Below are 25,958 nucleotides of genomic sequence, written 5' to 3' on the forward strand. Positions count from 1 at the left end.
CTCCACGACGCTCTTCCGAGCTGTCATCGCGGGCGCCGCGCACTTCGTCAACCTCGTGGACGTGCGGCCCGGCCGGGCCGCCGGAGCGGTGCTCGCGCTCGGGGCGCCGGGGCTGCTGCGGAGGGGTCCGGGCGCGGAGCTGACCGCGGCCGCTCTGGGCGCCGCCGCGGCCGTGCTGCCCGACGACCTCGGGGAGCGGGCGATGATCGGTGACACGGGGGCGCACGCGCTCGGAGCGGCGCTCGGTGCCGCGGTCGTCGTGTGCAACGGGCGCGTGGGACTGCTCGCGCACGCCGGTGCGGTCGTGGCCGCCGCCGTCCACGGAGAGCGGGTCTCCGCCTGAGCGCGGGCGCTGTGAGCGTCTGACCTCGTAGTACGCGCTCGTGCGGCGTTCGGCCGTGCCAGGACCTCCCTCACCCGTGTGGGTGACGTGCTCCGGCGCATTGCCCCGGCCCGCCGCACTGTGCGCCCGCCCGGGTTTCCCGGAACGGCGGTACGTGCTGGCATGCTTGGCGGGGAACACGGTCTGTGCGGGAGGCGCGCGGGTAGGTCCTTCCGCCCCCTTGCGCCCGCTACCTTCTGTACGTTTCCTCGTGACCGCCCCACGCCGAACCAGGAGCCCCGGCCCCGTGAGCCCCGTGAGCAGCAACGCACCGCACGGCCAGCAGCCGCTGCGCACCGTGCAGGTGCTGGGCGGAGGCAACGCCGGCAGCAGCGCGCATGTGCGCTCCCTGGCCGAGGGGCTCGTGGCGAGGGGCGTGCGGGTCACGGTGTGCGCCCCCTTCGAGGCCGATCACGCCTACGACTTCACCGGGACCGGCGCCGAGCATGTGCACGTGCCCCGCAGCAGCGACCCGGCCTCGGTGGCCGCGCTCCGGGCGGCCTGCGCGGACGCCGACCTGGTGCACGCGCACGGGCTGCACGCCTCCTTCCGGTCCGTGCTCGCGCTCAGCGGGCGCAGCACTCCGCTGGTGGTCACCTGGCACAACCGGGCGCGGGCGGAGGGCGCGCGGGCGCATCTGCTGCGGCTGCTGGAGCGGCGCGTGGTGCGGACGGCGGCCGTGGTCCTCGGCACCAGCTCCGACCTGGTCGAGCGGGCCCGCCGGACCGGCGCGCGGGACGCCCGGCTCGCGGCCGTGGGCCTGCCCGGACAGCACCGGCCGGCCGCCCCGCCGGACGACCCCGACCGGCTGCGGCCCAAGGTGCGGGCCGAACTGGGCGCCACCGGACGCCCGCTGCTCATCGCGGTCGGCTCCCTCGACCGGCACCGCGGCTACGAGGTCCTGCTCGACGCGGCGCGCGCCTGGCGGGACCTCGATCCGGTGCCGCTGGTCGTCGTCGCGGGGGAGGGGCCGCTGCGGCCGGTGCTGCAGGCGCGCATCGAGGACGAGGAGCTGCCGGTGCGGCTCATCGGGCGCCGCGAGGACGTGCCCGAGCTGCTCGCCGCCGCCGATCTGGCGCTGGTGACCAGCAGTTGGGAGTCACGGTCCGTCCTCGCCCAGGAGGCGCTGTACGCGCGGGTGCCGCTCGTCGCGACCCGCGTCGGCGGCGTCCCCGACCTCGTGGGCGACGCGGCCGAACTCGTCCCGTACGGCGACCCGCGGGCGCTCGCGGACACCGTCGTACGGCTCCTCGCCGATCCGGAGCGCCGGGAGGAGCTGCGCGAGTCGGGGGCACGGCAGGCCGCCGGCTGGCCGACCGAGGAAGAGACCGTCGCCCAAGTGCTGAGCGTGTACGACGAGTTGACCCAGCCGATACCGCTCGTCTAGGGGACGTGGCGGCGGGCGCGCAGGGCCAGGCTCAACGCCAGCACCGTCTGCGGGTCGTCGAGGTCGGTGCCCAGCAACTCCCCGATGCGGGCGAGGCGGTTGTAGAGGGTCTGCCGGTTCAGATGCAGCTCGCGGGCCGTCTCCGCCTTGCGGCCGGCGTGCGCGAGATAGGTCTCCAGGGTCGGTAGCAACGGCGGCTTGGAGCGGTTGTCGTGATCGCGCAGCGGGCCGATCGCGCGGACCACGAAGGCCGCGAGGTCCGGATGGTCGCGCAGCCGCCACAGCAGCAGGTCGATGTCGAGGCGGCGGGCGTCGTACCAGGGCCGGTCGGTCAGGCCCTGCGCCGCCGTCGCCGTCTCCGCCGCGTGCCGCAGCCCGGCCGAGGCCGCCGCCCAGCCGCCCGCCACGCCGACGACCACGACCGGCGGCGGGGAGCCCGGCCGCCGCATCCCGGCGCGCTCCACGCCCGCCCGCAGCGCCGCCGCCACCCGGTCCGCGACCGCCGACCGCTCCGACTCCGAGCGCAGCCCGAGCAGCACCAGCACCCGGCCCTCCACCGGCCGCACGCCCAGCAGCACCGGCACCCCCACCGCGGCCAGCTCCTCGGACACCGCCCGCGCCAGCACCGCCCAGCCCCCGCCGGGCGAGAGGGAGTCGCCGACCCGCATCACCACCGGCAGCAGCGGACTGCTGCCGGGCTTGAAACCGAGGACGCGGGCCTGGGCGGGCGCGTCCTCGGCCGTGATGCGCCCCTCGGCGAGGTCGGTGAGGAAGTCGCCGCGCCCGCGCGCCGCCAGCTCCTCCTCCTGCCGGGCCTGCATCAGCACCACGGCCAGGATGCCCGCGGCCCGCTCGGCGGCGATGCGGTGCACCGGGGCCAGCGGGGAGCGCACCGGCAGCAGGACCAGCCGGGCGCGGACCGAACCCGCCGTGCCGGGGCCACCGCCGGGCACGTCCACCAGCACCGAACCGGCGGGCGGCGGGGCGTCCTTCTGCGGGCCGCGCAGCCCCTCCCACACCTGGAGCGGATCCGCGCCCTCCGGCCCTTCACCGGCGGCGTACAGCAGCCGGCCGTCGGCGGTCTCCAGGAACACCGGATTGCCGCTGAAGTCCGCCAGGATGCCCAGCACCTGAGGGACCCCGCCACCGCCCAGCAGGGCCTCGGTGCAGCGCCGGTGCACCTCCTCCGCCCGCTGGAGCAGCGCGTAGTGACCGTTGACGATCTCGGTGTGGATCTCCTCGGTGACCGTCACGAAGGGCACCTCGCGGTGCAGTTGCACCAGCGGCATCCCGGCGCTGCGGGCGGTGTCCACCAGCGCGGCCGGCAGCCTGGTGAAGCGCGGGCCCAGCTCCACCACCAGGGCGGCGATCCCGCGCTCGGCGAGCGTGCGCACGAACGCCCGCTGCTCGGCCGGGCGGGTACCCAGGCCGTAGCCGGTGGTGAGCAGCAGCTCGCCGCCCTTGAGCAGCGAGGCGATGTTCGGCACCTCGCCCGCGTGCACCCAGCGCACGGTACGGCCGAGCCGGTCCGCGCCCGCGAGGATCTCCGGCAGCCCGCTGCGCAGCCCGGGCAGCTCCAGCGCCCGCTGAACGGTGATCCCGGCGCCCTGGGTGGCGAGTCTGCTCTCCGTGCCGCTGTCCATGCAGCGGACGCTACCTGCGCAGACGCCCGAAGAACATCTCCGGGCTACACCGGCCTGATGTTGTGGTTGAAGCGGAACACGTTGTCGGGGTCGTACCGCCGCTTCACCTTCGCCAGCCGCAGCGAGTTGCCCTCGCCGAGGCCCGCCCGGACCCGCTCCGGGCCCTCGTCGCCGATGAAGTTGAGGCAGACCGCGCCGGTGCTCCACGGCCGGACACCGGCGCGCACGTCCCGCACCCAGGCGAGGGCCCGCTCGTCGTCGGCCGCGTCCGGCCAGAGGCCGAAGGGGTGCGCCGCCCATGCCGCGTCCCGGTACGCCACCGGGTACTCGTGCGGGCCGGCGGCGATCGCCCCGCCCTGCGGGAAGAGCATCTGCCGGCTGCCGCTCGGCGCCGGCATGCCGTCCGCGCGGGCGCAGAAGACGTCCACCAGCTCGTCGGGCAGACCGGCGAGGTACTCCGCCGACCAGTGGTTCCGCATCCCGGGCGGGTCGTCGAGCATGCACTGCACGTCCGCGTACGCCATGTCGCCGGCCAGTTCCACCTCGTGCGGCAGCGCGAGCAGCGGCTCGGCCAGCTTGCGCAGATCGTCCTCGCCGCCCGCGTACGTCAGCAGGACACCGCACAGCAGCCTGTCCACCAGCTCCGGCGGGACGAACTCCGCGGGCGGACCCGCCATGTACAGGATCGCGCCGCTCACCTCGTCCGACCCGGCACGGATGATCTCGCGGAAGGTGCGGACGACGTCCGGCCCGAACCGGGGCAGGCACATCAGCAGGACGATCGAGAACTCGGGCAGCTCGTACAGCCCGAGGGTGAGCGCGGTGGCGATGCCGAAGTTGCCGCCTCCGCCGTGCAATGCCCAGAACAGCTCGGGGTTCTCGTCGGCGTTGGCGTGCACCCGCTCTGCGTCGGCGGTCACCAGCTCGACGCCGAGGAGGTTGTCGACGGCGAGGCCGAAGGCGCGGTCCAGCCAGCCGGTGCCGCCGCCGAGCACGAAGCCGCCGACACCGGTGGTCGAGACCCGTGAGCCGGTCGTCGCGAGCCCGTACGGCTGGGTCGCCCGGTCCAGGTGGCTCATCGTGGCGCCGCCCTCGAGCCGGACCGCCTCGGCCGCCGGATCGACGGTCACCCCGTGCATCCGGCGCAGGTCCACCACGAGCGCACCGTCGCCCAGGGCGGAGCCGGACAGGCCGTGCCCGCCGCCGCGCACCGCGATCGGCAGATCCAGTTCCCTCCCGAAGCGCACGGCCCGGACCACGTCGACGGCGTCCGCACACTGGGCGATGACGGCCGGACGCCGGTCGATCATCGAGTTGAACACCGTACGGGCCTCGTCGTAGCCCGGGTCCCCCGGGGCGAGCACGTCGCCCACCAGGTCCTCGCGCAGCGCGGCGAGGGCCGCGCCCGCCTTCGAGGGGGAAGCCATGACGGCCCCCTTCCGAAAGGGGGAACATCCGCTTCCAGACTAGGCGGGCCGGGCCGACCGGGCGCGCTCAGCCGCCGTACGCCCCCGAAGCCGTCAGCCGCAGCGCGGTGTCGATCAGCGGGACGTGGCTGAAGGCCTGCGGGAAGTTGCCGACCTGGCGCTTCAGGCGCGGGTCCCACTCCTCGGCGAGCAGCCCGAGGTCGTTGCGCAGCGCGAGCAGCTTCTCGAACAGCTTGCGGGCCTCGTCCACCCGGCCGATCATCGCCAGGTCGTCCGCCATCCAGAAGGAGCAGGCGAGGAAGGCGCCCTCGTCGCCGGGCAGGCCGTCGACGCCCTCGTCCTCGCCCTCCGTCGGGTAGCGCAGGATGAACCCGTCCGAAGTGGACAGCTCGCGCTGGATCGCCTCGATGGTGCCGATCACCCGCTTGTCGTCCGGGGGCAGGAAGCCCATCTGCGGGATGAGCAGCAGCGAGGCGTCCAGCTCCCTGGAGCCGTAGGACTGGGTGAAGGTGTTGCGCTCCTTGTCGTAGCCCTTCTCGCACACGTCCCGGTGGATGTCGTCGCGCAGCTCGCGCCAGCGCTCCAGCGGGCCGTCCGCGTCACCGGACTCGATCAGCTTGATGGTGCGGTCCACCGCCACCCACGCCATCACCTTGGAGTGCACGAAGTGCCGGCGCGGTCCGCGCACCTCCCAGATGCCCTCGTCCGGCTCCTGCCAGTGGTCCTCCAGGTAGCGGATCAGCTTCAGCTGGAGCAGGGAGGCGTAGTCGTGGCGGGCCAGGCCGGTCATGTGGGCCAGGTGCAGCGCCTCGGTGACCTCGCCGTACACGTCGAGCTGGAGCTGGTGCGCGGCGCCGTTGCCGACGCGGACCGGGGCGGAGTTCTCGTAGCCGGGCAGCCAGTCCAGCTCGGCCTCGCCCAGCTCGCGCTCGCCCGCGAGGCCGTACATGATCTGCAGGTTCTCCGGGTCGCCGGCGACCGCGCGCAGCAGCCACTCGCGCCAGGCGCGGGCCTCCTCGCGGTAGCCGGTGCGCAGCAGCGAGGACAGGGTGATCGCCGCGTCCCGCAGCCAGGTGTAGCGGTAGTCCCAGTTGCGCACGCCCCCGATGTCCTCGGGCAGCGAGGTGGTGGGGGCCGCGACGATGCCGCCCGTCGGGGCGTACGTCAGCGCCTTCAGGGTGATCAGCGAGCGGACCACCGCCTCCCGGTACGGCCCGTGGTACGTGCAGTGCTCCACCCAATCGCGCCAGAAGTCCTCGGTCGCCTCCAGCGACTGCTCCGGCTCCGGCAGCGGCGGCGGCTCCTTGTGCGAGGGCTGCCACGAGATCGTGAACGCGATCCGGTCACCCGGGGCGACCGTGAAGTCGGAGTACGTCGTCAGCGACTTCCCGTAGGTCTCGGCCTCCGTGTCGAACCACACGGAGTCGGGTCCGGCCACGGCGACCGTGCGTGCGTCGTGCTTGTGCACCCAGGGCACGACCCGGCCGTAGGAGAAGCGCATCCGCAGGGCCGAGCGCATCGGCACCCGCCCGGTGACGCCCTCCACGATCCGGATCAGCTGCGGGGCGCCGTCACGTGGGGGCATGAAATCGGTCACCCGCACGGTGCCGCGCGGGGTGTCCCACTCCGACTCCAGGATCAGCGAGTCCCCGCGGTAGCTCCGCCGCGCGGCCGTGGGTGGCTGGGCGTCGGCCGCGTACGCCGGGCCGAGCCGCCAGAAGCCGTGCTCCTCGGTGCCCAGCAGGCCGGCGAAGATGGCATGCGAGTCGAAGCGGGGCAGGCACAGCCAGTCCACCGTGCCATCCCGGCAGACCAGTGCCGCGGTCTGCATGTCTCCGATGAGTGCGTAGTCTTCGATGCGCCCGGCCACGTGCAACTCCAGTCGAACGGCCACGTCACCCCCGCGCAGGGGGCTGTCGCTGGTGAGGTCAAGGGGTCGTTGTTGCGTTGAGCGGTGAAGCAAACCAGTCCGCCGAGCCCTGAGGCAACACGACAGTCTTTGCTCAACGAACTGCCGCGCTGTCGTTGTTCCGGTTGGTGCAGGCGAGGGTGTGCCGTCGTTCCGGCCCGGCCCGGCAGTGAGTGTCCGAGCAGGATACGACGCACGTAGATGATCTGCGTGCCGCTCTGGGCAACCCGTGTGGGCCGAACGAGTGAGCCACCGGTGACGACCGTGTGACCTGTGCGCACCCGTGCCGGCCGGGGCGAGCCCCTGTGTGCCCGGCCGGGCGCGGAGCGTGGCCGGAAGCCATCTCCTCCGGGCGCTGATACCCTGGTAGCCCGTGGACCGGTGGGCCGAAACCCCCGAACCGCAGCGACGGCACCTCCGCCCCGAAGCACAGCGTCCGGGACGGCAGCCGCACCGCACGTCAGACAGCGACCACGGGAGCCCCCTCTTGGCCATGCCGCCGAAATCTACGACGACCAAGCACATCTTCGTCACCGGGGGTGTCGCCTCCTCGCTCGGCAAGGGCCTCACCGCCTCCAGCCTGGGCATGCTGCTCAAGGCCCGTGGCCTGCGCGTCGTGATGCAGAAGCTGGATCCGTACCTGAACGTCGATCCGGGCACCATGAACCCCTTCCAGCACGGTGAGGTCTTCGTCACCAACGACGGCGCCGAGACCGACCTCGACATCGGACACTACGAGCGCTTCCTCGACCGTGACCTGGACGGCACGGCCAATGTCACTACAGGGCAGGTGTACTCGACCGTGATCGCCAAGGAGCGGCGCGGCGAGTACCTGGGTGACACGGTGCAGGTCATCCCGCACATCACCAACGAGATCAAGCACCGGATCCGGCGCATGGCCACCGACGAGGTGGACGTCGTCATCACCGAGGTCGGCGGCACGGTCGGCGACATCGAGTCGCTGCCCTTCCTGGAGACCGTCCGCCAGGTCCGCCACGAGGTCGGCCGCGACAACGTCTTCGTCGTGCACATCTCGCTGCTGCCCTACATCGGCCCCTCCGGCGAGCTGAAGACCAAGCCGACCCAGCACTCGGTCGCGGCCCTGCGGAACATCGGCATCCAGCCGGACGCGATCGTGCTGCGCTGCGACCGCGAGGTCCCGACCGCCATCAAGCGCAAGATCTCGCTGATGTGCGACGTAGACGAGGCCGCCGTCGTCGCCTGCCCGGACGCCCGCTCGATCTACGACATCCCGAAGGTCGTGCACACCGAGGGCCTGGACGCCTACGTCGTGCGCAAGCTGGACCTGCCCTTCCGGGACGTCGACTGGACGACCTGGGACGACCTGCTGGACCGCGTCCACAACCCGGACCACGAGATCACCCTCGCCCTGGTCGGCAAGTACATCGACCTGCCCGACGCGTACCTGTCGGTCACCGAGGCGCTGCGCGCGGGCGGCTTCGCCAACAAGGCCCGCGTGAAGATCAAGTGGGTCACCTCCGACGACTGCAAGACCCCGGCCGGCGCCAAGGCCCAGCTCGGCGACGTCGACGGCATCTGCATCCCGGGCGGCTTCGGCGACCGCGGTGTGCTCGGCAAGGTCGGCGCCATCCGCTACGCCCGCGAGAACAAGATCCCGCTGCTCGGCCTGTGCCTTGGCCTGCAGTGCATCGTGATCGAGGCCGCGCGGAACCTGGCCGGCATCCCGGACGCCAACTCCACCGAGTTCGACCCGGCCACCGGCCACCCGGTCATCTCGACCATGGCCGAGCAGCTGGACATCGTCGCCGGCGAGGGCGACATGGGCGGCACGATGCGCCTCGGCATGTACCCGGCCAAGCTGGCCGAGGGCTCCATCGTGCGCGAGGTGTACGACGGCAAGGAGTACGTGGAGGAGCGGCACCGGCACCGCTACGAGGTCAACAACGCCTACCGCGCGGAGCTGGAGAAGAAGGCCGGCGTCCTCTTCTCGGGTACCTCGCCGGACGGCAAGCTCGTGGAGTACGTGGAGTACCCGCGTGACGTCCACCCCTACCTGGTCGCCACGCAGGCGCACCCGGAGCTGCGCTCGCGGCCGACCCGCCCGCACCCGCTCTTCGCCGGCCTCGTGAAGGCCTCGGTCGAGCGGAAGATCTCGAAGTAACACAGGAGTTGTACGGTGGCCGGGGCGCGCGCATTCAAAAGGATCGCCGCCCCGGCCACTTGTGCACGTGTGGAAGGACAGGGCATGACCATCAAGGACACTCCCGAGGAGTGGGAGATCCGGGCCACCGCGACCCCCTTCACCGGGAACAAGACCTCCGTCCGCACGGACGACGTGGTCATGCCCGGCGGCTCCGTGGTCCGCCGCGACTACCAGGTCCACCCGGGTTCGGTCGCCGTCCTCGCCCTCGACGAGGAGGACCGGGTGCTGCTGATCAACCAGTACCGCCACCCGGTGCGGCACAAGCTGTGGGAGATCCCGGCCGGCCTGCTCGACGTGCCCGGCGAGAACCCGCTGCACGCGGCCCAGCGCGAGCTGTACGAGGAGGCGCACGTCAAGGCCGAGGACTGGCGGGTGCTGACCGACGTGTACACAACGCCCGGCGGCTGCGACGAGGCGGTACGGATCTTCCTCGCCCGCGATCTGTCCGAGGCCGAGGGGGAGCGCTTCGAGGCGGAGGACGAGGAGACCGACCTGCAGCACGCGCGCGTGACGGTCGAGGAGCTGACGCGCCGGATCCTGGCCGGCGACGTGCACAACAACTGCCTCGTCGTCGGGGTGCTCTCCCTGGTGGCCGCCCGCGGCGGGGACGGGCTCGACGCCCTGCGCCCGGCCGACGCCCCGTGGCCCGCGCGCCCCTTCGAGTCCTGAACCCGGACCCCTCACGCATTGGTGTGACCATCGCCTGATCCGATCGGGGGACCTGCCCGCCGTGCTCCTTCCGGAAGGTCGCGGAGCGTGAACTAGGCTCGTCGCGAGCGAGCCGAAGGGGCGCACCGGAGGCGAGAGCGCGCACGCGCGAGGGCCCGGACGGGCGAGCGCGGACGCGGTTCCGACACCGGCTGGGGCGCCCCGGAGGCGAGCGAGCCAATAAGCAGTGCAAGGCCCGTACCGGAGATCCGGCGGGCTTGCGCGTGCTGCGTGGGACGGGAGTGTGGCCCGTGACGGACCAGGCGGTGGACACAGGCGGTGTGCGGCTGACCGCGCACCCGGCCCTGGAGGACCATTTCCTGGGCCGGACACGGGAGTTGAAGGAACTGCGCGCCGACATCGAGCGCGCCGGTCTCGACACCCTCTCCGGCCGCAAGGCGCCCCGCGCCCGTGTGCTGCTGATCGCCGGCCGCCCCGGCTCCGGCCGGACCTCGGTGGCCGAGGAACTGGTCCGCCGGATCGCCGACCGGTACCCCGACGGGGTGCTGCGGGCCCGGCTCAGCGAACCCGACGGCACTCCGGTGCCGGTCGAGCGGGCCGCGCGCGAGCTGCTCGCCGCGCTGGACGTGCCCGCCCCGGCCGGCGCCGCCGAGGACGACCTGGCCGCGGCGCTGCGCGCGGCCCTCACCGGCCGACGCGCGCTGCTGCTGCTGGACGACGCGGCCGGCGCCGACCAGGTCGACGCGCTGCTCCCGGAGGCCCCGGACTGCCTGGTGGTGGCCGTCTCCGGGGGCCCGCTGACCGGCATCGCGGACGTCCGCCCCTGCACGCTGGGCGGCCTCGACACCAAGTCCGCCGTGGAGCTCCTCACCCGTTACACCGGCTCGGTCCGCATCACCGTCGACCCGCGCTCCGCGGAGAGCCTGGTCGAGGCCTGCCAGGGCCACCCGGCCGCGCTCGTCCTGGCCGGCGGCTGGCTCGCAGCCCGGCCCAAGGCCGCCGTCTCCGACCTGGCCAAGCGGATGCACACGTACGCCGAGGACGGCGCGGCCGGCACCCCGCTGGCCCGCGTCTTCCGGCTCGTGTACGACGAGCTGCCCGGCCCGGCCGCCCGGATACTGCGACTGCTCGCTCTGGCCCCGGCCGGGCTGATCGACGCCCACACCGCCTCCGCCCTGGCCGGCTGCTCGGTCGAGGCCGCCCGCGCCACCCTGGACGACTTCGTCGCCCTCGGCCTGCTGCACGCGGCGGACTCGCCGCTGTCCGAGTACGACGTCCCGGGCCGGCTGCACCCGCTGCTGCGCGCCCTCGCGGAGAGCCAGGAGCGGCCCGGGGAGCTGCAGCTGGCCCGGGCCCGGATGCTGGAGCGGACGGTACGGCTGCTGCAGTCCTGCCGGGCGATCACCGAGACGGACAGCCCGCAGTCCCGGGAGAAGCTGCTCGGCATGCCCCGCGCGCTGCGCTTCCCCACCCCCCGGGCGGCCGCCGACTGGCTGCGCATCCGGCGGCCCGCCCTGCTGGCCTCCGCGCGGCTGGCGGTGGCCGACGGGGAGCTGGACACCCTGGCCCAGCGGCTGCTGTCGCAGCTGGTCAGGGCCATGGCGGCGCATGTCGGCACCCAGGCCGCCGCCCCCGACCTGTACGGCGTCCACCGCCTCGTGCTGGACGTCGCCGAGCGGCGCGGGCTGCCCCGGGAGAAGGCCGCGGCCCTGCTGAACCTGGGCGACCTGGACGCCCAGACCGGCCGCACCCGGGACGCGCTGGCCCGCTACCGGGCCGCGCTGGACGCCGGCCGGGAGGCGAACGACCCGTACGCGACCGACCGCGCGATGGAATCCGTAGGCGGCACGTACCAGGAGCTGGCGGACCACGACCGCGCCGCGGACTGGTTCGGGCGGGCCCTGGCCGACCGGCTGGCCCGGGGCGAACGGGGACAGGCCGCCCGGCTGTACGGCCGGATCGCCACCGCCCACACCTACGCGGGCCGCTACGGCGAGGCGCTCAGGAACTGGCGGGCGGCCGCCTCGGCCTACCGCAAGAGCGGCGATGTCGCCGCCCACGCCCGGGCGTTGAGCGAGATCGCCCGGGTACAGGAGTACGCGGGCCGGCCCGAGGAGTCGCTGCGCACCTGTCAGGAGGCGGTGGAGTGGGCCCGGCACGCGGAGGACGTCAGGCTGCAGGCCGCGCTGCAGCTGCGGCTGGCCGACACCCTGGAGCGCCTCGGCGACCCGACGGCGGCCCGGCTGCACCGCTCGGCGGCCGAGCACCTGCTCGGCGAGGAGTCCCCGGAGGGCGGTACAAGCCCAGATCGGGGCGCTGACGCCTGCGAAATCCGCAGTGCCTCCGGGGAAGATTGATGCAATGAAAGGCTAGACAGCCGGAACACCTTCATTAGACTGGCTCTGCCGCATGTTCCTGACGGGTCTCCCGGTATGCCCCCGCATGTCTGGGTACGTCTTGTAATGCACCTCCAACCCCTCTGAGCCAAGGACCGTGATCGACGTGAAGGTCGGCATCCCCCGCGAGGTCAAGAACAACGAGTTCCGGGTGGCCATCACCCCCGCCGGTGTGCACGAGCTGGTGCGCAACGGGCACCAGGTCGTCGTCGAGCGCGGCGCCGGCGTCGGCTCCTCGATCACGGACGACGAGTACGTGGCCGCCGGCGCCGAGATGCTGGGCACCGCCGACGAGGTCTGGGCCGCCGCCGATCTGCTGCTGAAGGTCAAGGAGCCCATCGCGGAGGAGTACCACCGCCTCCGCAAGGACCAGATCCTCTTCACCTACCTGCACCTGGCCGCCTCCAAGGAGTGCACGGACGCGCTCATCGAGTCCGGCACCACGGCCATCGCCTACGAGACCGTCGAGCTGCCGAACCGCGCCCTGCCGCTGCTCGCCCCGATGTCCGAGGTCGCGGGCCGCCTGGCCCCGCAGGTCGGCGCCTACCACCTGATGCGCGCGGCCGGCGGCCGTGGCGTGCTGCCCGGCGGCGTCCCCGGCGTGACCCCGGCCAAGGCCGTGGTCATCGGCGGTGGTGTCTCCGGCTGGAACGCCACCCAGGTCGCCGTCGGCATGGGCTTCGACGTGACCCTGCTCGACCGCGACATCAACAAGCTGCGCGAGGCCGACAAGATCTTCGGCACGAAGGTCAAGGCGATCATGTCCAACTCCTTCGAGCTGGAGAAGGCCGTCCTCGACGCCGACCTCGTCATCGGCGCGGTGCTCATCCCGGGCGCCAAGGCCCCGAAGCTCGTCACCAACGAGCTGGTGTCCCGCATGAAGCCCGGAAGTGTTCTTGTCGACATCGCGATCGACCAGGGTGGCTGCTTCGAGGACTCCCGTCCCACCACGCACGCCGAGCCGACCTTCCAGGTCCACAACTCGGTCTTCTACTGCGTTGCCAACATGCCGGGCGGTGTGCCCAACACCTCCACCAACGCCCTCACCAACGCGACCCTGCCGTACATCGTCTCCCTCGCCAACAACGGCTGGGTGGAGGCGCTGCGCCGCGACGCCGCGCTCGCCAAGGGTCTCAACACCCATGACGGCAAGGTCGTTTACAAGGAGGTCGCCGAGGCCCACGGCCTGGAGCACGTCGAGCTGGAGACCCTGCTCGGCTGACCGCCGCGAACCGGTGACGACCAGATGAGTCGCCAAGTCGCCACCAGGCAAAAGGCGATTCGTCAACACCGTTCGTCAACCGCGCGCACCCGGCCGGACCTTGCCCGACAAGGTCCGGCCGGATGTGTGTATGGTCACTTTGCGACTCTCGGTCAACTCGCCTCGAACGCAACTCTTCGACCGATTCGTACACCGGTGAAACCTGCTGTGCGACGGCCGTACGCCCTTGACAGCGAGATGTTTCATTGCCGACACATCCTGCCGGGTCCGGCGGATTGTGTTGCTGCGGACCGCCGACACGCCATAGAGTCGCCAACCGTCGGCATGGTGCCACGCTGACCTTGTCTAGAAGTTTCCTGGTCACCAAGGAGGTAAGACGACTTGTGAATGAGTCGACATTTTCTCCCGGGGGTGGTCAACCAGGAATGCCTGCACGGGGCCAGGGCTCCGCGGGATTCGAGGCTGTCGGCTCCGTAGCTGTGCGCACCTTCGCAGCCCACCAGAGTCCGGGTCCGCGGACCGCCCGGACAGCACACCAGAGCATGGATGGCCATCACGTGAACGCCATGGCCGGCGACGGAAGTGGCGCGCCCCACAACCACTTCGCCGACTACGACGAACTGCCCGAGGGGCACTTCTACGACCCCGACGCCGAGTACGAGCCCGATCCGGAGTACGCGGCCACGCTCGCGCCCGACGCGGCCCGCCAGCGCCGCGAGCGCGTCGGCCCGACCGGACGCCCGCTGCCGTACTTCCCGATCCCGGGCCCGCTGACCGACCACGGCCCCGCGAAGATCATCGCGATGTGCAACCAGAAGGGCGGCGTCGGCAAGACGACGTCGACCATCAACCTGGGTGCCGCGCTCGCGGAGTACGGCCGGCGCGTGCTGCTCGTGGACTTCGACCCGCAGGGCGCGCTGTCGGTGGGTCTCGGCGTCAACCCCATGGAACTCGATCTGACGGTCTACAACCTGCTCATGGAGCGGGGCATGTCCGCCGACGAGGTCCTGCTGAAGACGGCGGTCCCCAACATGGACCTGCTGCCCTCCAACATCGACCTGTCGGCCGCCGAGGTCCAGCTGGTCTCCGAGGTCGCGCGCGAGTCGACGCTCCAGCGGGCGCTGAAGCCGCTGATGCCCGACTACGACTACATCGTGATCGACTGCCAGCCCTCGCTCGGCCTGCTCACCGTCAACGCGCTGACGGCCGCGCACAAGGTGATCGTGCCGCTCGAGTGCGAGTTCTTCGCCCTGCGCGGTGTGGCCCTGCTGACCGAGACCATCGAGAAGGTCCAGGAGCGGCTCAACCCCGACCTGGAACTGGACGGCATCCTCGCCACGATGTACGACTCGCGCACCGTGCACAGCCGTGAGGTGCTCGCGCGTGTCGTCGAGGCGTTCGACGACCACGTCTACCACACGGTCATCGGGCGCACGGTCCGCTTCCCGGAGACCACGGTCGCCGGAGAGCCGATCACCACCTACGCCTCCAACTCCGTCGGTGCCGCCGCCTACCGCCAGCTCGCCAGGGAGGTGCTCGCCCGGTGTCACGCCGAGTGAGTCTGCCCGGAGCCGACGAACTCTTCCGTACGACAGGGGGTATGGCGCTCCAGCCGTCGACTCCGCGGCGGACGGCCAACGGTGAGGCCAGGGTGCCGGCTCCCGCGGGGGAGAGCGACGACGTGGCCGCCGCCGAGGACGCACCGCCGTCCGTGCCCGTCCAGGGCGGTGACGGAGAGGGCGCGGAGCACGTCGCCGCGGAAGCGGAGTCCGCCGAGGCCGGCGAGTCCCGCACCCGGCCGGCCCGGCGCCAGGCGGCGCAGGAAGGTTCTGCCGCCGCCCAGCCGCGCAAGAAGGGGCGCGCGGCGTCCCGGCGGCCCAGTGGGCGTGAGCGGCACGACGAGAAGATCACGGTGTACGTCTCCGCCGAGGAGCTGATGGACCTGGAGCACGCCCGGCTGGTGCTCCGGGGCGAGCACGGGCTGGCGGTGGACCGCGGACGCATCGTCCGAGAGGCGGTGGCCGTGGTCCTGGCGGACCTGGAGTCCCGAGGGGACGCGAGCATCCTCGTGCGACGGCTGCGCGGACGGTAGCGGTAGCCTGCGGGGGCTATGACCTCCTCCGACGTTCCTGCTCCCGGCGCAAACGCCGGCCGCAGGCGTGCCCTGGGCCGGGGCCCGGGGACGGCACCGGCCGCGGTGCCCGCGGAGACGCCCGACCGAGAGCCGCCCGGCCCGGAGCTGCCCGGGCAGGAGACTTCTGAGGCGGAGGCGCCCGGGTCCGGGGCTTCCGCGTCGGAGGCGCCCGAGTACGAGGCTCCCGAGCCGGAGCCGGCCGACCCCGAGGCCAGTGAGCCCGAGGTGCCCGAGCCGGGGCCGGCCGACCCCGAGGCCAGTGAGCCCGAGGTGCCCGAGCCGGGAGTTTCCGCGCCCGAGCCGGCCGAGCCCGAGGCTCCCGCGCCGGAGCTTCCCGGGCCGGCCGCGTCCGCTTCGTCCGAGCCCGATGGCGCCGAGCCGGCAGCCGACGGTGTCTTCAAGGTCCGGCTCGCCAACTTCGAGGGTCCCTTCGACCTGCTGCTCCAGCTGATCTCCAAGCACAAGCTGGACGTCACCGAGGTCGCCCTGTCCAAGGTCACCGACGAGTTCATGGCGCACATCCGGGCCATGGGACCCGACTGGGACCTGGACCAGACCACCGAGTTCCTCGTCGTGGCGGCGACCCTGCTGGACCTGAAGGCGGCCCGGCTGCTGCCCGCGGCCGAGGTGGAGGACGAGGCCGACCTGGCGCTGCTGGAGGCGCGGGACCTGCTGTTCGCGAGGCTGCTGCAGTACCGCGCGTACAAGCGGATCGCGGACATCTTCAACGCGCGCGTCGACGAGGAGGCCCGGCGCTACCCCCGTACCGTCGGCCTGGAACCCGAGCACGCCGAGCTGCTGCCCGAGGTCGTCATCAGCATCGGGCCCGAGGGCTTCGCGAGGCTGGCGGTCAAGGCGATGCAGCCGAAACCGAAGCCGCAGGTCTACGTCGACCACATCCACGCCCCGCTGGTCAGCGTCCAGGAGCAGGCCGGGATCGTGGTCGCGCGGCTCAGGGAGCTGGGCGAGGCCAGCTTCCGGGCGCTGGTCGAGGACGCCGACGACACCCTCACCGTCGTGGCCCGCTTCCTCGCGCTGCTGGAGCTGTACCGGGAGAAGGCCGTCGCCCTGGAGCAGGAGGCCGCGCTCGGGGAGCTGCTGGTGCGCTGGACCGGCGGGGACGGGGAAGCGGCCCCGAGAGTCACCGACGAGTTCGACCGGCCGCCCGAGGAGCCCAAGGAGGACAAGAAGCCGTGAGCGAGACCACCGAGGCCCCGGCGGGGCCGGACGCCGTCGCCGAGCTGGACCTCAAACCCGCCCTGGAGGCGGTCCTCATGGTCGTGGACGAGCCCGCCACCGAGGACCACCTGGCCAAGATCCTCGAGCGGCCCAGGCGGCAGATCGCGGACGCGCTGCGCGAACTGGCCGACGAGTACACCGTGCAGGGCCGCGGCTTCGAGCTGCGGTTCGTCGCGAACGGCTGGCGCTTCTACACCCGGGCCGCCTACGCGCCCGCCGTCGAGCGGCTGGTCCTGGACGGCCAGACCGCCCGGCTCACCCAGGCCGCACTGGAGACCCTCGCGGTCGTCGCCTACCGCCAGCCGGTCAGCCGCAGCCGCGTCTCCGCGGTGCGCGGAGTCAACTGCGACGGCGTGATGCGCACCCTCCTCCAGCGCGGTCTCGTCGAGGAGGCGGGCACGGAACCCGAAACAGGTGCGATCCTGTACAGGACGACGAACTACTTCCTGGAGCGGATGGGCCTGCGTGGCCTGGACGAGCTTCCGGAACTCGCGCCCTTCCTCCCCGAGGCGGAGGCGATCGAGGCCGAGACCCAGGAGGGAGTCCCGTCGTTCGACCCGGACGCGCCCGACGCGCCCGGCGGTCAGGACGCGGACGACTAAGACGGAACTTTGATGCGAAGCAGCGGCAGCGGCAGCGGCAGGAACAGCGGACGCGGTAACCACCGCGGCGCCGGCAACGACCGGGACGAGCGGCAGGGGCAGGGCCGTCCCCGCAAGCCCCGCCCCGAGGAGCGCCGCTACGACGTGGGCCCCGGCGCGAGCAAGGAGGGCCCCAAGGCCGGGCGCGGCGGCGCGGCCCGCGGCGGCGCCAAGGGCGGCCCGAAGAAGCCCCAGCAGGGCGGTCGTACGGCGCCCGCGCGCTCGCGTGAGTACGAGACGCGGGTCGAGGAGCGCAACCGGGAGCGGTACGCGGACAAGAAGGACATCAAGCTGCCCAAGACCTTCCCGGGCGCCGAGCAGGAGGGCGAGCGGCTGCAGAAGGTCCTCGCGCGCGCGGGCTACGGCTCCCGGCGCGCCTGCGAGGAGCTGATCGACCAGGCCCGTGTCGAGATCAACGGCGAGATCGTCACCGAGCAGGGCAAGCGGGTCGACCCGGAGAAGGACGAGGTCAAGGTCGACGGCCTGACGGTCGCGACGCAGTCGTACCAGTTCTTCTCGCTGAACAAGCCCGCGGGCGTGGTGTCCACCATGGAGGACCCCGAGGGGCGGCAGTGCCTCGGGGACTACGTCACCAACCGCGAGACGCGGCTCTTCCACGTCGGGCGGCTGGACACCGAGACCGAGGGCGTCATCCTGCTCACCAACCACGGCGAGCTGGCGCACCGTCTCACCCACCCCAAGTACGGCGTGAAGAAGACCTACCTGGCCGCGATCGTCGGCCCGATCCCGCGCGACCTGGGCAAGCGCCTGAAGGACGGCATCCAGTTGGAGGACGGCTACGCGCGCGCGGACCACTTCCGCGTGGTGGAGCAGACCGGCAAGAACTACCTGGTCGAGGTGACCCTGCACGAGGGCCGCAAGCACATCGTGCGCCGCATGCTCGCCGAGGCCGGCTTCCCGGTCGAGAAGCTGGTGCGCACCTCCTTCGGCCCGATCACCCTGGGCGACCAGAAGTCGGGCTGGCTGCGCCGCCTGTCGAACACCGAGGTCGGCATGCTGATGAAGGAAGTCGACCTCTAAACCGCCTTGCCGTGATCGCCATCCCCCTTTATTGTCATGCTGACGATAAAGGGGGATGAAGCATATGTCCAAGCAGCCGGCGACCGGAGCACTCCTCGGCCTCGCCCTCGGGGACGCCCTCGGCTTCCCGACCGAGTTCAACGACGTGCCCTCGATACTCGCCAAGTGCGGGCCCTGGCGGGAGATGGAACTGCCGAAGCGGGCCTTCGTCTCCGACGACACCCAGATGACCCTCGCGCTCGGGCGCGCGCTGCGGACCGCCATGGAGCGCGGCTTCCTCGCGCCCGGCCGGCTGGAGCGGCCGCTGCGCGAGGAGTTCGTGGACTGGTACCAGTCGCCTGAGAACAACCGGGCCCCGGGCAACACCTGCCTGACCGCGTGCAATCTGCTCAAGGAGGACGGGCGGCGCTGGCAGGACGCCAGCCAGGTCGGCTCCAAGGGCTGCGGGGCCAACATGCGGGTCGCCCCGATCGGGCTCGCCCCCGGTCTGAGCGACGAACAGCGCGCCGGCGCTGCCCAGTTGCAGTCCGCGCTCACCCACGGCCACCCCACCGCGCTGGCCGCCTCCGACCTCACCGCCCGCGCCGTCCACCTGCTCGCGCAGGGCACCGAGCCGGCCGCGCTGCTCGGACGGCTGCGGTCCTACGCGCTCGACCACCGCACGCGCTACGACCACACCTGGCTCGGCGACCTGTGGACCCGCGCCCAGGACCCCGGCCCCGAGCACTTCATCGCGCGCGGCTGGGACGAGTGCCTGGAGATCCTCGACCGGCTGGAGGAGGCCGTGCGGACCGTCTCCCCGGAGGCCGACCCCTGCCTGGCCACCGGCGAGGGCTGGATCGCCGAGGAGGCCTTCGCCACCGGGCTGCTGTGCTTCCTGCTCTTCCCCGACGAGCCCGTCACCGCCCTGCGCCGGGCCGCCTGCACGGCCGGTGACTCCGACTCCATCGCCTGCCTGACCGGCGCCTTCGCGGGCGCGTGGGCGGGCGCGGACGCCTGGCCCGCCGACTGGGCCCGGCGGATCGAGTACCGAGACGGCCTGTTGGCGCTGGGCACCCTCTGGGACGCTTAGGCCCGTGATCGACGACCTCGACATCGACCTGGCCCCCGTGGTCGCGGAGCAGCCCCACCCCGTGCTGTTCGCGACCGTCTCCGGAGCCCATCTGTACGGCTTCCCCTCGCAGGACTCGGACGTGGACCTGCGGGGCGTCCATCTGCTGCCCGCCGCCGACCTCGTCGGGCTGCGCGAACCGGAGGAGACCCGCTCGCGTGCCTGGGTGCGCTACGGCGTCGAGCTGGACCTCGTCACCCACGACCTGCGCAAGTTCGTACGGCTGATGCTGCGCCGCAACGGCTATGTGCTGGAACAGCTGCTCTCGCCGCTCGTCGTGCACACCACCGACGTCCACCGCGAGCTGGCCGCCCTGGCCCCCGGCGTGCTCACCAGCCACCACGCCCACCACTACCGGGGGTTCGCGGTGACCCAGTGGCGGCTGTTCGAGAAGACCGGCGAACTCAAGCCGCTGCTCTACACGTTCCGGGTGCTGCTCACCGGCATCCACCTCATGCGCGCCGGCGAGGTGCAGGCCCATCTGCCCACCCTCCGGGAGCTGGTGGACGCGCCCGCCTACGTGCCCGAGCTGATAGCCGCCAAGGCGGAGCGGGAGCACGGGACGGCCGGGGTCGACCACACGCGCGTGGAGGCCGACGTGCAGCGGCTGCACGCCGTGCTCGACGAGGCGCAGGCTGCCTCAGCCCTGCCCGACACGGCCGGCGGGCACGACGCCCTGCACGACTTCGTGGTGCGCGCCCGCCTTCAGCGCTGAGTCCCGGCGCACCCGGAACAGGAAGTCGGCCACGCGCGCGTGGTCCGGCTCCGGCGGCAGCGGGCTGCCCCGCAGGGCCTGATCGGTCTCGGCCGCCAGCCGGACCATCCACGCCTCGGTCTCGGCCCACGGCACCTCGCCCCGCTTCACGGCCAGCAGCGGCTCCCGCCGGTCACCCACGTCGATGCGCAGCTCGCCGGTGCGCAGCAGGTCGCGGGCGCTCATCAGCAGGCGCAGCAGATGCATGGCGTGCTTCCAGCGCGGGGCGCCGGTGGCGCGGACGTCGGCGTCGAGCTTCCTGCGCTGGCCGAGGGCGTAGCGGGTGAAGGTGTCGTGGGCGCGGCGGGAGAGGAAGGCGCCGCGCAGGGACAGCAGCTCGCGGCCCGTGTCGTCCACGTGCTCCACGAGCGGGGAGTGCAGGCACTCCAGGATGTTCGGGTTGCCACGCAGAGCCAGCTCGCAGAACCGCTCCAGCTCCCAGGAGAACCGCTCCTCGCCCGGCCCCTCGACATGCGTCGGCGGCTTCTCGAACCGCCAGAACAGGGCGGTGGGGGCGAGGAACACGCCCCGCCGGTCGGTGTCGCTCGCGTCCGTGGCCAGGCCGAAGGCCCGCGACCCCATGACACAGGCGTAGATCGTGTGGTCGCGTACGAGTTCCTCGGGGCCTACGGGCTGCATGCCGGGAGCGTACGCGGGCCGCTCACGTCAGGTGGATCGAATTTCCCTGCACCGTGATCGTCTCCGCGGGCAGCGGCCTGGCGGCGGGGCCGTGGGCCACCGAACCGTCGGCGATGTGGAACTTGCTGCCGTGACAGGGGCAGTCGATGGTGCCGTCCACGACCTTGCTCACGGTGCAGCCCTCATGGGTGCAGATCGCCGAGAAGGCCTTGAAGTCGCCCTTCTTCGGCTGGGTGACCACGACCTTCTGCTCCTTGAAGATCTTGCCGCCGCCCTCCGGGATCTCGCCGGTGCTCGCCAGCTTCGCCTTCCCGGACGGCGGCACCTCGCTGCCGGTGGCCGTGGCCGTGGCCGTGGCCGTGGGCGCGGCGGTGCCGGGGCCGGTGGTCGCGGGGTTGGTCTCGTGCTGGTTGGAGTTGCTGGTGCTCTTGCCGCCGCAGCCGGTGGCGAGCGCCGCCGCGCCTGTCGCGAGAATCGTGCGCCGCGTCGCGCTCTGGGTCATGTCACCACTCCGTACACACATCGGGATGAAGGATGGGGAACCGGGAGATGCCGGAACCCGCGCATCGTCTCAGTGATCGGGCGCCGCGCGCCCCGGCCACGCTGGCTGACTACGCTGGACGGGCGAGAACGAATACATATGTCAGCGAGGAGCAGCGCCGTGGCGGTACGAGCGGTCCGGGGGGCCGTCCAACTGGAGCGGGACGAGGCCGGGCACATGGACGAGCAGGTCGGAGCGCTGCTCACCGCCGTCCTGGAGCGGAACAGGCTGAGTGCCGACGACCTGATCAGCATCTGGTTCACGGCCACCCCCGACCTGCACAGCGACTTCCCGGCGGCCGCGGCCCGCAAGCTCGGCATCGTCGACGTCCCCCTCATCTGCGCCCAGGAACTGGACATAGAGGGCGCCATGCCCCGGGTCGTACGGGTCCTCGCGCACATCGAGTCGGACCGGCCCCGCGCCGACATCGCCCACGTCTACCTCGGGGCCGCGGCCGCCCTGCGCAAGGACATCGCCCAGTGAGAACCGCACTCGTCATCGGAACCGGGCTGATCGGCACCTCCGCGGCCCTGGCCCTGGCCCAGCGCGGTGTCACCGTGCACCTCGCCGACCACGACCCCGCGCAGGCCCGTACGGCCGCCGCGCTGGGCGCCGGCACCGACGAGGCCCCTGAGGGGCCGGTCGACCTGGCGATCGTCGCCGCCCCGCCCGCGCACGTGGCCGGGGTCCTCGCGGACGCCATGCGCCGTGGGGTGGCCCGCGGTTACCTGGACGTGGCCAGCGTCAAGGGCGGCCCGCGCCGCGAGCTGGAGGAGCTCGGCCTGGACCTCACCGCGTACATCGGCACGCACCCGATGTCCGGCCGCGAGAAGTCCGGCCCGCTGGCCGCGACCGGCGACCTCTTCGAGGGCCGCCCCTGGGTGCTCACCCCCACCCGGGACACCGACACCGAGGTGCTCAACCTGGCCCTGGAGCTGGTCTCCCACTGCCGGGCCGTACCGGTCGTCATGGACGCCGACGCCCACGACCGCGCCGTCGCCCTCGTCTCCCACATGCCCCACCTGGTGTCCAGCATGGTCGCCGCGCGCCTGGAGCACGCCGAGGAGGCCGCCGTACGGCTCTGCGGGCAGGGCATCCGGGACGTGACCCGGATCGCCGCCTCCGACCCGGGCATGTGGATCGACATCCTGTCCGCCAACCCGGGCCCGGTCGCCGACCTGCTCTCCGACGTCGCCACCGACCTGGACGAGACCGTGCGGGCCCTGCGCGCCCTGCAGTCCTCCGACGAGGAGAAGCGGCGCGAGGGCGGCGTGGGCATCGAGGACGTGCTGCGCCGCGGGAACGCGGGCCAGGTGCGGGTACCCGGCAAGCACGGCAGCGCGCCGCGGGTGTACGAGGCCGTCGTCGTGCTCATCGACGACCAGCCCGGACAGCTGGCCCGCATCTTCGCGGACGCCGGACGCGCCGGGGTCAACGTCGAGGACGTGCGCATCGAGCACGCCACGGGCCGGCAGGCCGGTCTGGTCCAGCTCTTCGTCGAACCGAGGTCCGCGGAGATCCTGAAGGAGGCGCTGCGGGAGCGAGGGTGGGCGCTGCGCCAGTAGGGCGCCGGGCACGGTCGGCACGCGTGCGTCCGGACGAGTGACCCGCACCCAGTAACCTTGTGCGGGGCGCTCTCGCTCCCCGCCCCCCGCCCACACCGCACCAGGAAGGTGTCCCCCGTGGAAAACGGCGCCGCCCCGACCGCCAAGCCCGTGATCGTCGCGATCGACGGTCCCTCCGGCACGGGCAAGTCGAGCACGTCGAAGGCCGTGGCCGCCCAGCTCGGCCTGAGCTACCTGGACACCGGTGCCCAGTACCGGGCCATCACCTGGTGGATGGTGACCAACGGGATCGACCTGGAGGACCCGACCGCCGTCGCCGCCGTCGCGGGCAAGCCGGAGATCGTCTCCGGCACCGACCCGGCCGCCCCGGCCATCACGGTCGACGGCGTGGACGTGGCCGGCCCGATCCGCACCCAGGACGTCACCTCCAAGGTCAGCGCGGTCAGCGCGGTGCCCGAGGTGCGCGCCCGGATCACCGAACTGCAGCGCTCGCTGGCCGCAGGGGCGGAGCACGGCATCGTGGTCGAGGGCCGGGACATCGGCACCACCGTCCTCCCGGACGCCGACCTGAAGGTCTTCCTCACCGCCTCCCCGGAGGCCCGTGCGGCCCGCCGCAGCGGTGAGCTGAAGGGCTCCGACATCCACGCCACCCGCGAGGCGCTGATCAAGCGGGACGCGGCCGACTCCAGCCGCAAGACCTCGCCGCTCGCCAAGGCCGGCGACGCGGTCGAGGTGGACACCACCCAGCTCACCCTCGCCCAGGTCATCGAGTGCGTCGTCACCCTGGTCGAGGAGAAGCGGGCCGGGAAGTGAGCAGACCGCCGGTCGCTTCGGAGCGCGGCGCCGAGGTCGGGCGGCGCATCGGGGTCGGCCTGATGTACGGGCTGTGGAAGCCGCGCGTGCTGGGCGCGTGGAAGGTGCCGGCCACCGGGCCGGTGATCTTCGCGGTGAACCACTCCCACAACATCGACGGCCCGATGGTCATGGGCGTGGCACCCCGGCCGACGCACTTCCTGATCAAGAAGGAGGCGTTCACCGGCCCGCTGGACCCCTTCCTGACCGGCATCGGCCAGCTGAAGGTGGACCGCGCCGCCGCCGACCGCACCGCGATCACCCAGGCGCTCGGCGTGCTCGAGGCCGGGGGAGTGCTGGGCATCTTCCCGGAGGGCACCCGGGGCGAGGGCGACTTCGCCTCGCTGCGCGCCGGGCTCGCCTACTTCGCGGTCCGCAGCGGGGCGCCGATCGTCCCCGTCGCCGTACTGGGAAGCGCCGAGCGGCCCGGGCGGTTGATAAAGGCGCTGCCCCCGCTGCGCTCCCGTGTCGACGTCGTCTTCGGCGACCCCTTCGAGGCGGGCGACGGCACCGGACGGCGCACGCGCGCGGCGCTGGACGCGGCGACCGAGCGCATCCAGAAGCAGCTCACCTGCCACCTGGAAAACGCCAGGCGCCTGACCGGGCGCTCGGCGACACTTGAGTAGTGGATCAGCCCGCGAGGGATTTGCCCACCGGGGCCTGCTCCACCGATCACCACGATGAACGACGAGGTACGGACTTCATGAACGACGACATCCAGCCCGACGGCTCGGCCGAGCACGAGTACGAGCACGGGGCTCTCGGCGACGCCGAGTACGCGGACTTCATGGAGCTCGCCGCGGAAGAGGGCTTCGACATCCAGGACGTCGAGGGCGCCATCGAGGCGGCGGGCCACGGTCCGCTGCCCGTGCTCGCCGTCGTCGGCCGCCCCAATGTCGGCAAGTCGACCCTGGTGAACCGGATCATCGGCCGCCGCGAGGCGGTCGTGGAGGACCGGCCCGGCGTCACCCGCGACCGCGTCACCTACGAGGCCGAATGGGCCGGCCGCCGCTTCAAGGTGGTCGACACCGGCGGCTGGGAGCAGGACGTCCTCGGCATCGACGCCTCCGTGGCCGCGCAGGCCGAGTACGCGATCGAGGCCGCCGACGCGGTGGTCTTCGTCGTGGACGCCAAGGTCGGCGCGACCGACACCGACGAGGCGGTCGTCCGGCTGCTGCGCAAGGCCGGCAAGCCGGTCGTGCTGTGCGCCAACAAGGTCGACGGCCCGAGCGGCGAGGCCGACGCGTCCTACCTGTGGAACCTGGGCCTCGGCGAGCCCCACCCGGTCTCGGCCCTGCACGGCCGCGGCACCGGCGACATGCTCGACGCCGTCCTGGAGGCGCTGCCCGAGGCGCCCGAGCAGAGCTTCGGCACCGGCATCGGCGGCCCCCGCCGCATCGCGCTCATCGGCCGCCCGAACGTCGGCAAGTCCTCCCTCCTGAACAAGGTGGCCGGCGAGGAGCGCGTCGTCGTCAACGAGCTGGCGGGCACCACCCGCGACCCGGTCGACGAGCTGATCGAACTCGGCGGCACGACCTGGAAGTTCGTGGACACCGCCGGTATCCGCAAGCGTGTCCACCTCCAGCAGGGCGCCGACTACTACGCCTCCCTGCGCACGGCCGCCGCCGTGGAGAAGGCCGAGGTCGCGGTCATCCTGATCGACGCCTCCGAGAACATCTCCGTGCAGGACCAGCGGATCGTCACCATGGCCGTCGAGGCGGGCCGCGCCGTGGTCATCGCCTACAACAAGTGGGACAGCCTCGACGAGGAGCGCCGCTACTACCTGGAGCGGGAGATCGAGACCGAGCTCGGCCAGGTCGCCTGGGCGCCCCGGGTGAACGTCTCGGCGCGCACCGGCCGCCACATGGAGAAGCTGGTCCCGGCCATCGAGACCGCCCTCGCCGGCTGGGAGACCCGCGTCCCCACCGGCCGTCTGAACGCCTTCCTCGGCGAGCTGGTCTCGGCCCACCCGCACCCGGTCCGGGGCGGCAAGCAGCCCCGCATCCTGTTCGGCACCCAGGCCGGCACCAAGCCCCCGCGGTTCGTGCTCTTCGCCTCCGGCTTCATCGAGGCGGGCTACCGGCGCTTCATCGAGCGCCGTCTGCGCGAGGAGTTCGGCTTCGACGGCACCCCGATCCACATCTCGGTGCGGGTGCGCGAGAAGCGCGGCGCGAAGAAGAAGTAGCGGCGGTACGACATGAGGGGCGGCCCCTGGTTGAAC

Annotated in this window: 22 protein-coding genes and 1 pseudogene; 18 read left to right on the forward strand and 5 right to left on the reverse strand. The window is 72.5% G+C overall.

The features are described 5' to 3' along the window. Positions 1 to 343, forward strand: a pseudogene (locus ACWEN3_RS12510) (hypothetical protein); the annotation flags it as partial. A gap of 286 nt (positions 344 to 629) precedes the next feature. Next, positions 630 to 1,769, forward strand: a complete 1,140-nt coding sequence (locus ACWEN3_RS12515; RefSeq protein ID WP_452969122.1) for a glycosyltransferase family 4 protein — start codon at positions 630 to 632, stop codon at positions 1,767 to 1,769. On the opposite strand, the gene ACWEN3_RS12520 is transcribed toward ACWEN3_RS12515, so the two are convergent. The 3 genes from ACWEN3_RS12520 to ACWEN3_RS12530 all read right to left on the reverse strand — a co-directional run bounded on the left by ACWEN3_RS12520 (position 1,766) and on the right by ACWEN3_RS12530 (position 6,709). Continuing rightward, positions 1,766 to 3,412 (reverse strand): PucR family transcriptional regulator, encoded by a 1,647-nt coding sequence (locus tag ACWEN3_RS12520; RefSeq protein ID WP_452969125.1) that lies wholly within the window; start codon positions 3,410 to 3,412, stop codon positions 1,766 to 1,768. The genes ACWEN3_RS12515 and ACWEN3_RS12520 overlap by 4 nt on opposite strands. A gap of 44 nt (positions 3,413 to 3,456) precedes the next feature. Then, complete coding sequence (locus ACWEN3_RS12525) at positions 3,457 to 4,839, reverse strand: FAD-binding protein (RefSeq protein ID WP_452969127.1); 1,383 nt, start codon at positions 4,837 to 4,839, stop codon at positions 3,457 to 3,459. A 67-nt stretch (positions 4,840 to 4,906) separates the two neighbouring features. Further along, complete coding sequence (locus ACWEN3_RS12530; protein WP_452969172.1) at positions 4,907 to 6,709, reverse strand: glycoside hydrolase family 15 protein; 1,803 nt, start codon at positions 6,707 to 6,709, stop codon at positions 4,907 to 4,909. A 532-nt stretch (positions 6,710 to 7,241) separates the two neighbouring features. Here ACWEN3_RS12530 and ACWEN3_RS12535 point away from each other — a divergent pair. From ACWEN3_RS12535 to ACWEN3_RS12585, 11 genes are all read left to right on the forward strand, one after another. Further along, positions 7,242 to 8,891 carry a CTP synthase gene (locus ACWEN3_RS12535; RefSeq protein ID WP_452969130.1) on the forward strand — a complete coding sequence of 550 codons (1,650 nt, stop codon included), beginning with the start codon at positions 7,242 to 7,244 and terminating at the stop codon, positions 8,889 to 8,891. Positions 8,892 to 8,975: 84 nt separating this feature from the next. Continuing rightward, entirely contained in the window at positions 8,976 to 9,602 is a 627-nt protein-coding gene (locus ACWEN3_RS12540) for an NUDIX domain-containing protein (RefSeq protein WP_452969133.1), read from the forward strand. 290 nt (positions 9,603 to 9,892) lie between these two features. Next, positions 9,893 to 11,959, forward strand: coding sequence for a tetratricopeptide repeat protein (locus ACWEN3_RS12545; protein WP_452969136.1), 2,067 nt, complete (start codon positions 9,893 to 9,895; stop codon positions 11,957 to 11,959). A gap of 136 nt (positions 11,960 to 12,095) precedes the next feature. Further along, positions 12,096 to 13,220 (forward strand): alanine dehydrogenase, encoded by a 1,125-nt coding sequence (gene ald, locus ACWEN3_RS12550; RefSeq protein ID WP_452969138.1) that lies wholly within the window; start codon positions 12,096 to 12,098, stop codon positions 13,218 to 13,220. 425 nt (positions 13,221 to 13,645) lie between these two features. After that, positions 13,646 to 14,779 (forward strand): ParA family protein, encoded by a 1,134-nt coding sequence (locus tag ACWEN3_RS12555; protein ID WP_452969140.1) that lies wholly within the window; start codon positions 13,646 to 13,648, stop codon positions 14,777 to 14,779. Continuing rightward, a complete protein-coding gene (locus ACWEN3_RS12560) occupies positions 14,764 to 15,312 on the forward strand; it encodes a hypothetical protein (RefSeq protein WP_452969142.1) in 549 nt (182 codons plus the stop codon). Before ACWEN3_RS12555 ends, ACWEN3_RS12560 begins: the two co-directional genes overlap by 16 nt. A gap of 18 nt (positions 15,313 to 15,330) precedes the next feature. Beyond that, on the forward strand, positions 15,331 to 16,551 hold the full coding sequence (locus tag ACWEN3_RS12565; protein WP_452969145.1) for a segregation/condensation protein A: 1,221 nt from the start codon (positions 15,331 to 15,333) through the stop codon (positions 16,549 to 16,551). After that, a complete protein-coding gene (gene scpB / locus ACWEN3_RS12570) occupies positions 16,548 to 17,195 on the forward strand; it encodes an SMC-Scp complex subunit ScpB (RefSeq protein ID WP_452969148.1) in 648 nt (215 codons plus the stop codon). Before ACWEN3_RS12565 ends, scpB begins: the two co-directional genes overlap by 4 nt. Before the next feature lie 12 nt (positions 17,196 to 17,207). Then, positions 17,208 to 18,275, forward strand: a complete 1,068-nt coding sequence (locus ACWEN3_RS12575) for a pseudouridine synthase (RefSeq protein ID WP_452969150.1) — start codon at positions 17,208 to 17,210, stop codon at positions 18,273 to 18,275. A gap of 64 nt (positions 18,276 to 18,339) precedes the next feature. Next, entirely contained in the window at positions 18,340 to 19,347 is a 1,008-nt protein-coding gene (locus tag ACWEN3_RS12580) for an ADP-ribosylglycohydrolase family protein (protein ID WP_452969153.1), read from the forward strand. A gap of 4 nt (positions 19,348 to 19,351) precedes the next feature. Continuing rightward, entirely contained in the window at positions 19,352 to 20,101 is a 750-nt protein-coding gene (locus tag ACWEN3_RS12585) for a nucleotidyltransferase domain-containing protein (protein ID WP_452969156.1), read from the forward strand. Here ACWEN3_RS12585 and ACWEN3_RS12590 read toward each other — a convergent pair. Both ACWEN3_RS12590 and ACWEN3_RS12595 read right to left on the reverse strand, forming a co-directional pair. Then, positions 20,027 to 20,779: a nucleotidyltransferase domain-containing protein gene (locus ACWEN3_RS12590; protein ID WP_452969159.1), complete on the reverse strand. Its 753-nt coding sequence runs from the start codon at positions 20,777 to 20,779 to the stop codon at positions 20,027 to 20,029. The two genes, ACWEN3_RS12585 and ACWEN3_RS12590, sit on opposite strands and share 75 nt — an antisense overlap. Positions 20,780 to 20,801: 22 nt before the next feature. Next, entirely contained in the window at positions 20,802 to 21,281 is a 480-nt protein-coding gene (locus tag ACWEN3_RS12595; protein WP_452969161.1) for a Rieske (2Fe-2S) protein, read from the reverse strand. Between the two features lie 159 nt (positions 21,282 to 21,440). On the opposite strand from ACWEN3_RS12595, the gene aroH reads away from it, so the two are divergent. The 5 genes from aroH to der all read left to right on the forward strand — a co-directional run bounded on the left by aroH (position 21,441) and on the right by der (position 25,922). After that, positions 21,441 to 21,803 (forward strand): chorismate mutase, encoded by a 363-nt coding sequence (aroH, locus tag ACWEN3_RS12600; RefSeq protein WP_452969163.1) that lies wholly within the window; start codon positions 21,441 to 21,443, stop codon positions 21,801 to 21,803. Continuing rightward, complete coding sequence (locus ACWEN3_RS12605) at positions 21,800 to 22,885, forward strand: prephenate dehydrogenase (RefSeq protein WP_452969165.1); 1,086 nt, start codon at positions 21,800 to 21,802, stop codon at positions 22,883 to 22,885. The genes aroH and ACWEN3_RS12605 overlap by 4 nt, the downstream gene beginning before the upstream one ends. 117 nt (positions 22,886 to 23,002) lie before the next feature. After that, positions 23,003 to 23,698, forward strand: a complete 696-nt coding sequence (gene cmk / locus ACWEN3_RS12610; protein WP_452969167.1) for a (d)CMP kinase — start codon at positions 23,003 to 23,005, stop codon at positions 23,696 to 23,698. 62 nt (positions 23,699 to 23,760) lie between these two features. Continuing rightward, positions 23,761 to 24,363: a lysophospholipid acyltransferase family protein gene (locus tag ACWEN3_RS12615; RefSeq protein ID WP_452969175.1), complete on the forward strand. Its 603-nt coding sequence runs from the start codon at positions 23,761 to 23,763 to the stop codon at positions 24,361 to 24,363. 77 nt (positions 24,364 to 24,440) lie between these two features. Beyond that, on the forward strand, positions 24,441 to 25,922 hold the full coding sequence (gene der, locus ACWEN3_RS12620) for a ribosome biogenesis GTPase Der (RefSeq protein WP_452969169.1): 1,482 nt from the start codon (positions 24,441 to 24,443) through the stop codon (positions 25,920 to 25,922). The last annotated feature ends 36 nt before the right edge of the window (positions 25,923 to 25,958 follow it).

The sequence above is a fragment of the Streptomyces sp. NPDC004561 genome, from assembly GCF_053602155.1.

Excerpts from the sequence above, each read along its gene's own strand:
- ACWEN3_RS12520 (WP_452969125.1), bottom strand. The coding sequence starts at position 3,412 with ATGGACAGCGGCACGGAGAGCAGACTCGCCACCCAGGGCGCCGGGATC.
- ACWEN3_RS12525 (WP_452969127.1), bottom strand. The coding sequence starts at position 4,839 with ATGGCTTCCCCCTCGAAGGCGGGCGCGGCCCTCGCCGCGCTGCGCGAG.
- ACWEN3_RS12535 (WP_452969130.1), top strand. The coding sequence starts at position 7,242 with ATGCCGCCGAAATCTACGACGACCAAGCACATCTTCGTCACCGGGGGT.
- ACWEN3_RS12540 (WP_452969133.1), top strand. The coding sequence starts at position 8,976 with ATGACCATCAAGGACACTCCCGAGGAGTGGGAGATCCGGGCCACCGCG.
- ACWEN3_RS12555 (WP_452969140.1), top strand. The coding sequence starts at position 13,646 with ATGCCTGCACGGGGCCAGGGCTCCGCGGGATTCGAGGCTGTCGGCTCC.
- ACWEN3_RS12565 (WP_452969145.1), top strand. The coding sequence starts at position 15,331 with ATGACCTCCTCCGACGTTCCTGCTCCCGGCGCAAACGCCGGCCGCAGG.
- ACWEN3_RS12575 (WP_452969150.1), top strand. The coding sequence starts at position 17,208 with ATGCGAAGCAGCGGCAGCGGCAGCGGCAGGAACAGCGGACGCGGTAAC.
- ACWEN3_RS12580 (WP_452969153.1), top strand. The coding sequence starts at position 18,340 with ATGTCCAAGCAGCCGGCGACCGGAGCACTCCTCGGCCTCGCCCTCGGG.
- ACWEN3_RS12590 (WP_452969159.1), bottom strand. The coding sequence starts at position 20,779 with ATGCAGCCCGTAGGCCCCGAGGAACTCGTACGCGACCACACGATCTAC.
- ACWEN3_RS12595 (WP_452969161.1), bottom strand. The coding sequence starts at position 21,281 with ATGACCCAGAGCGCGACGCGGCGCACGATTCTCGCGACAGGCGCGGCG.
- ACWEN3_RS12615 (WP_452969175.1), top strand. The coding sequence starts at position 23,761 with ATGTACGGGCTGTGGAAGCCGCGCGTGCTGGGCGCGTGGAAGGTGCCG.
- der (WP_452969169.1), top strand. The coding sequence starts at position 24,441 with ATGAACGACGACATCCAGCCCGACGGCTCGGCCGAGCACGAGTACGAG.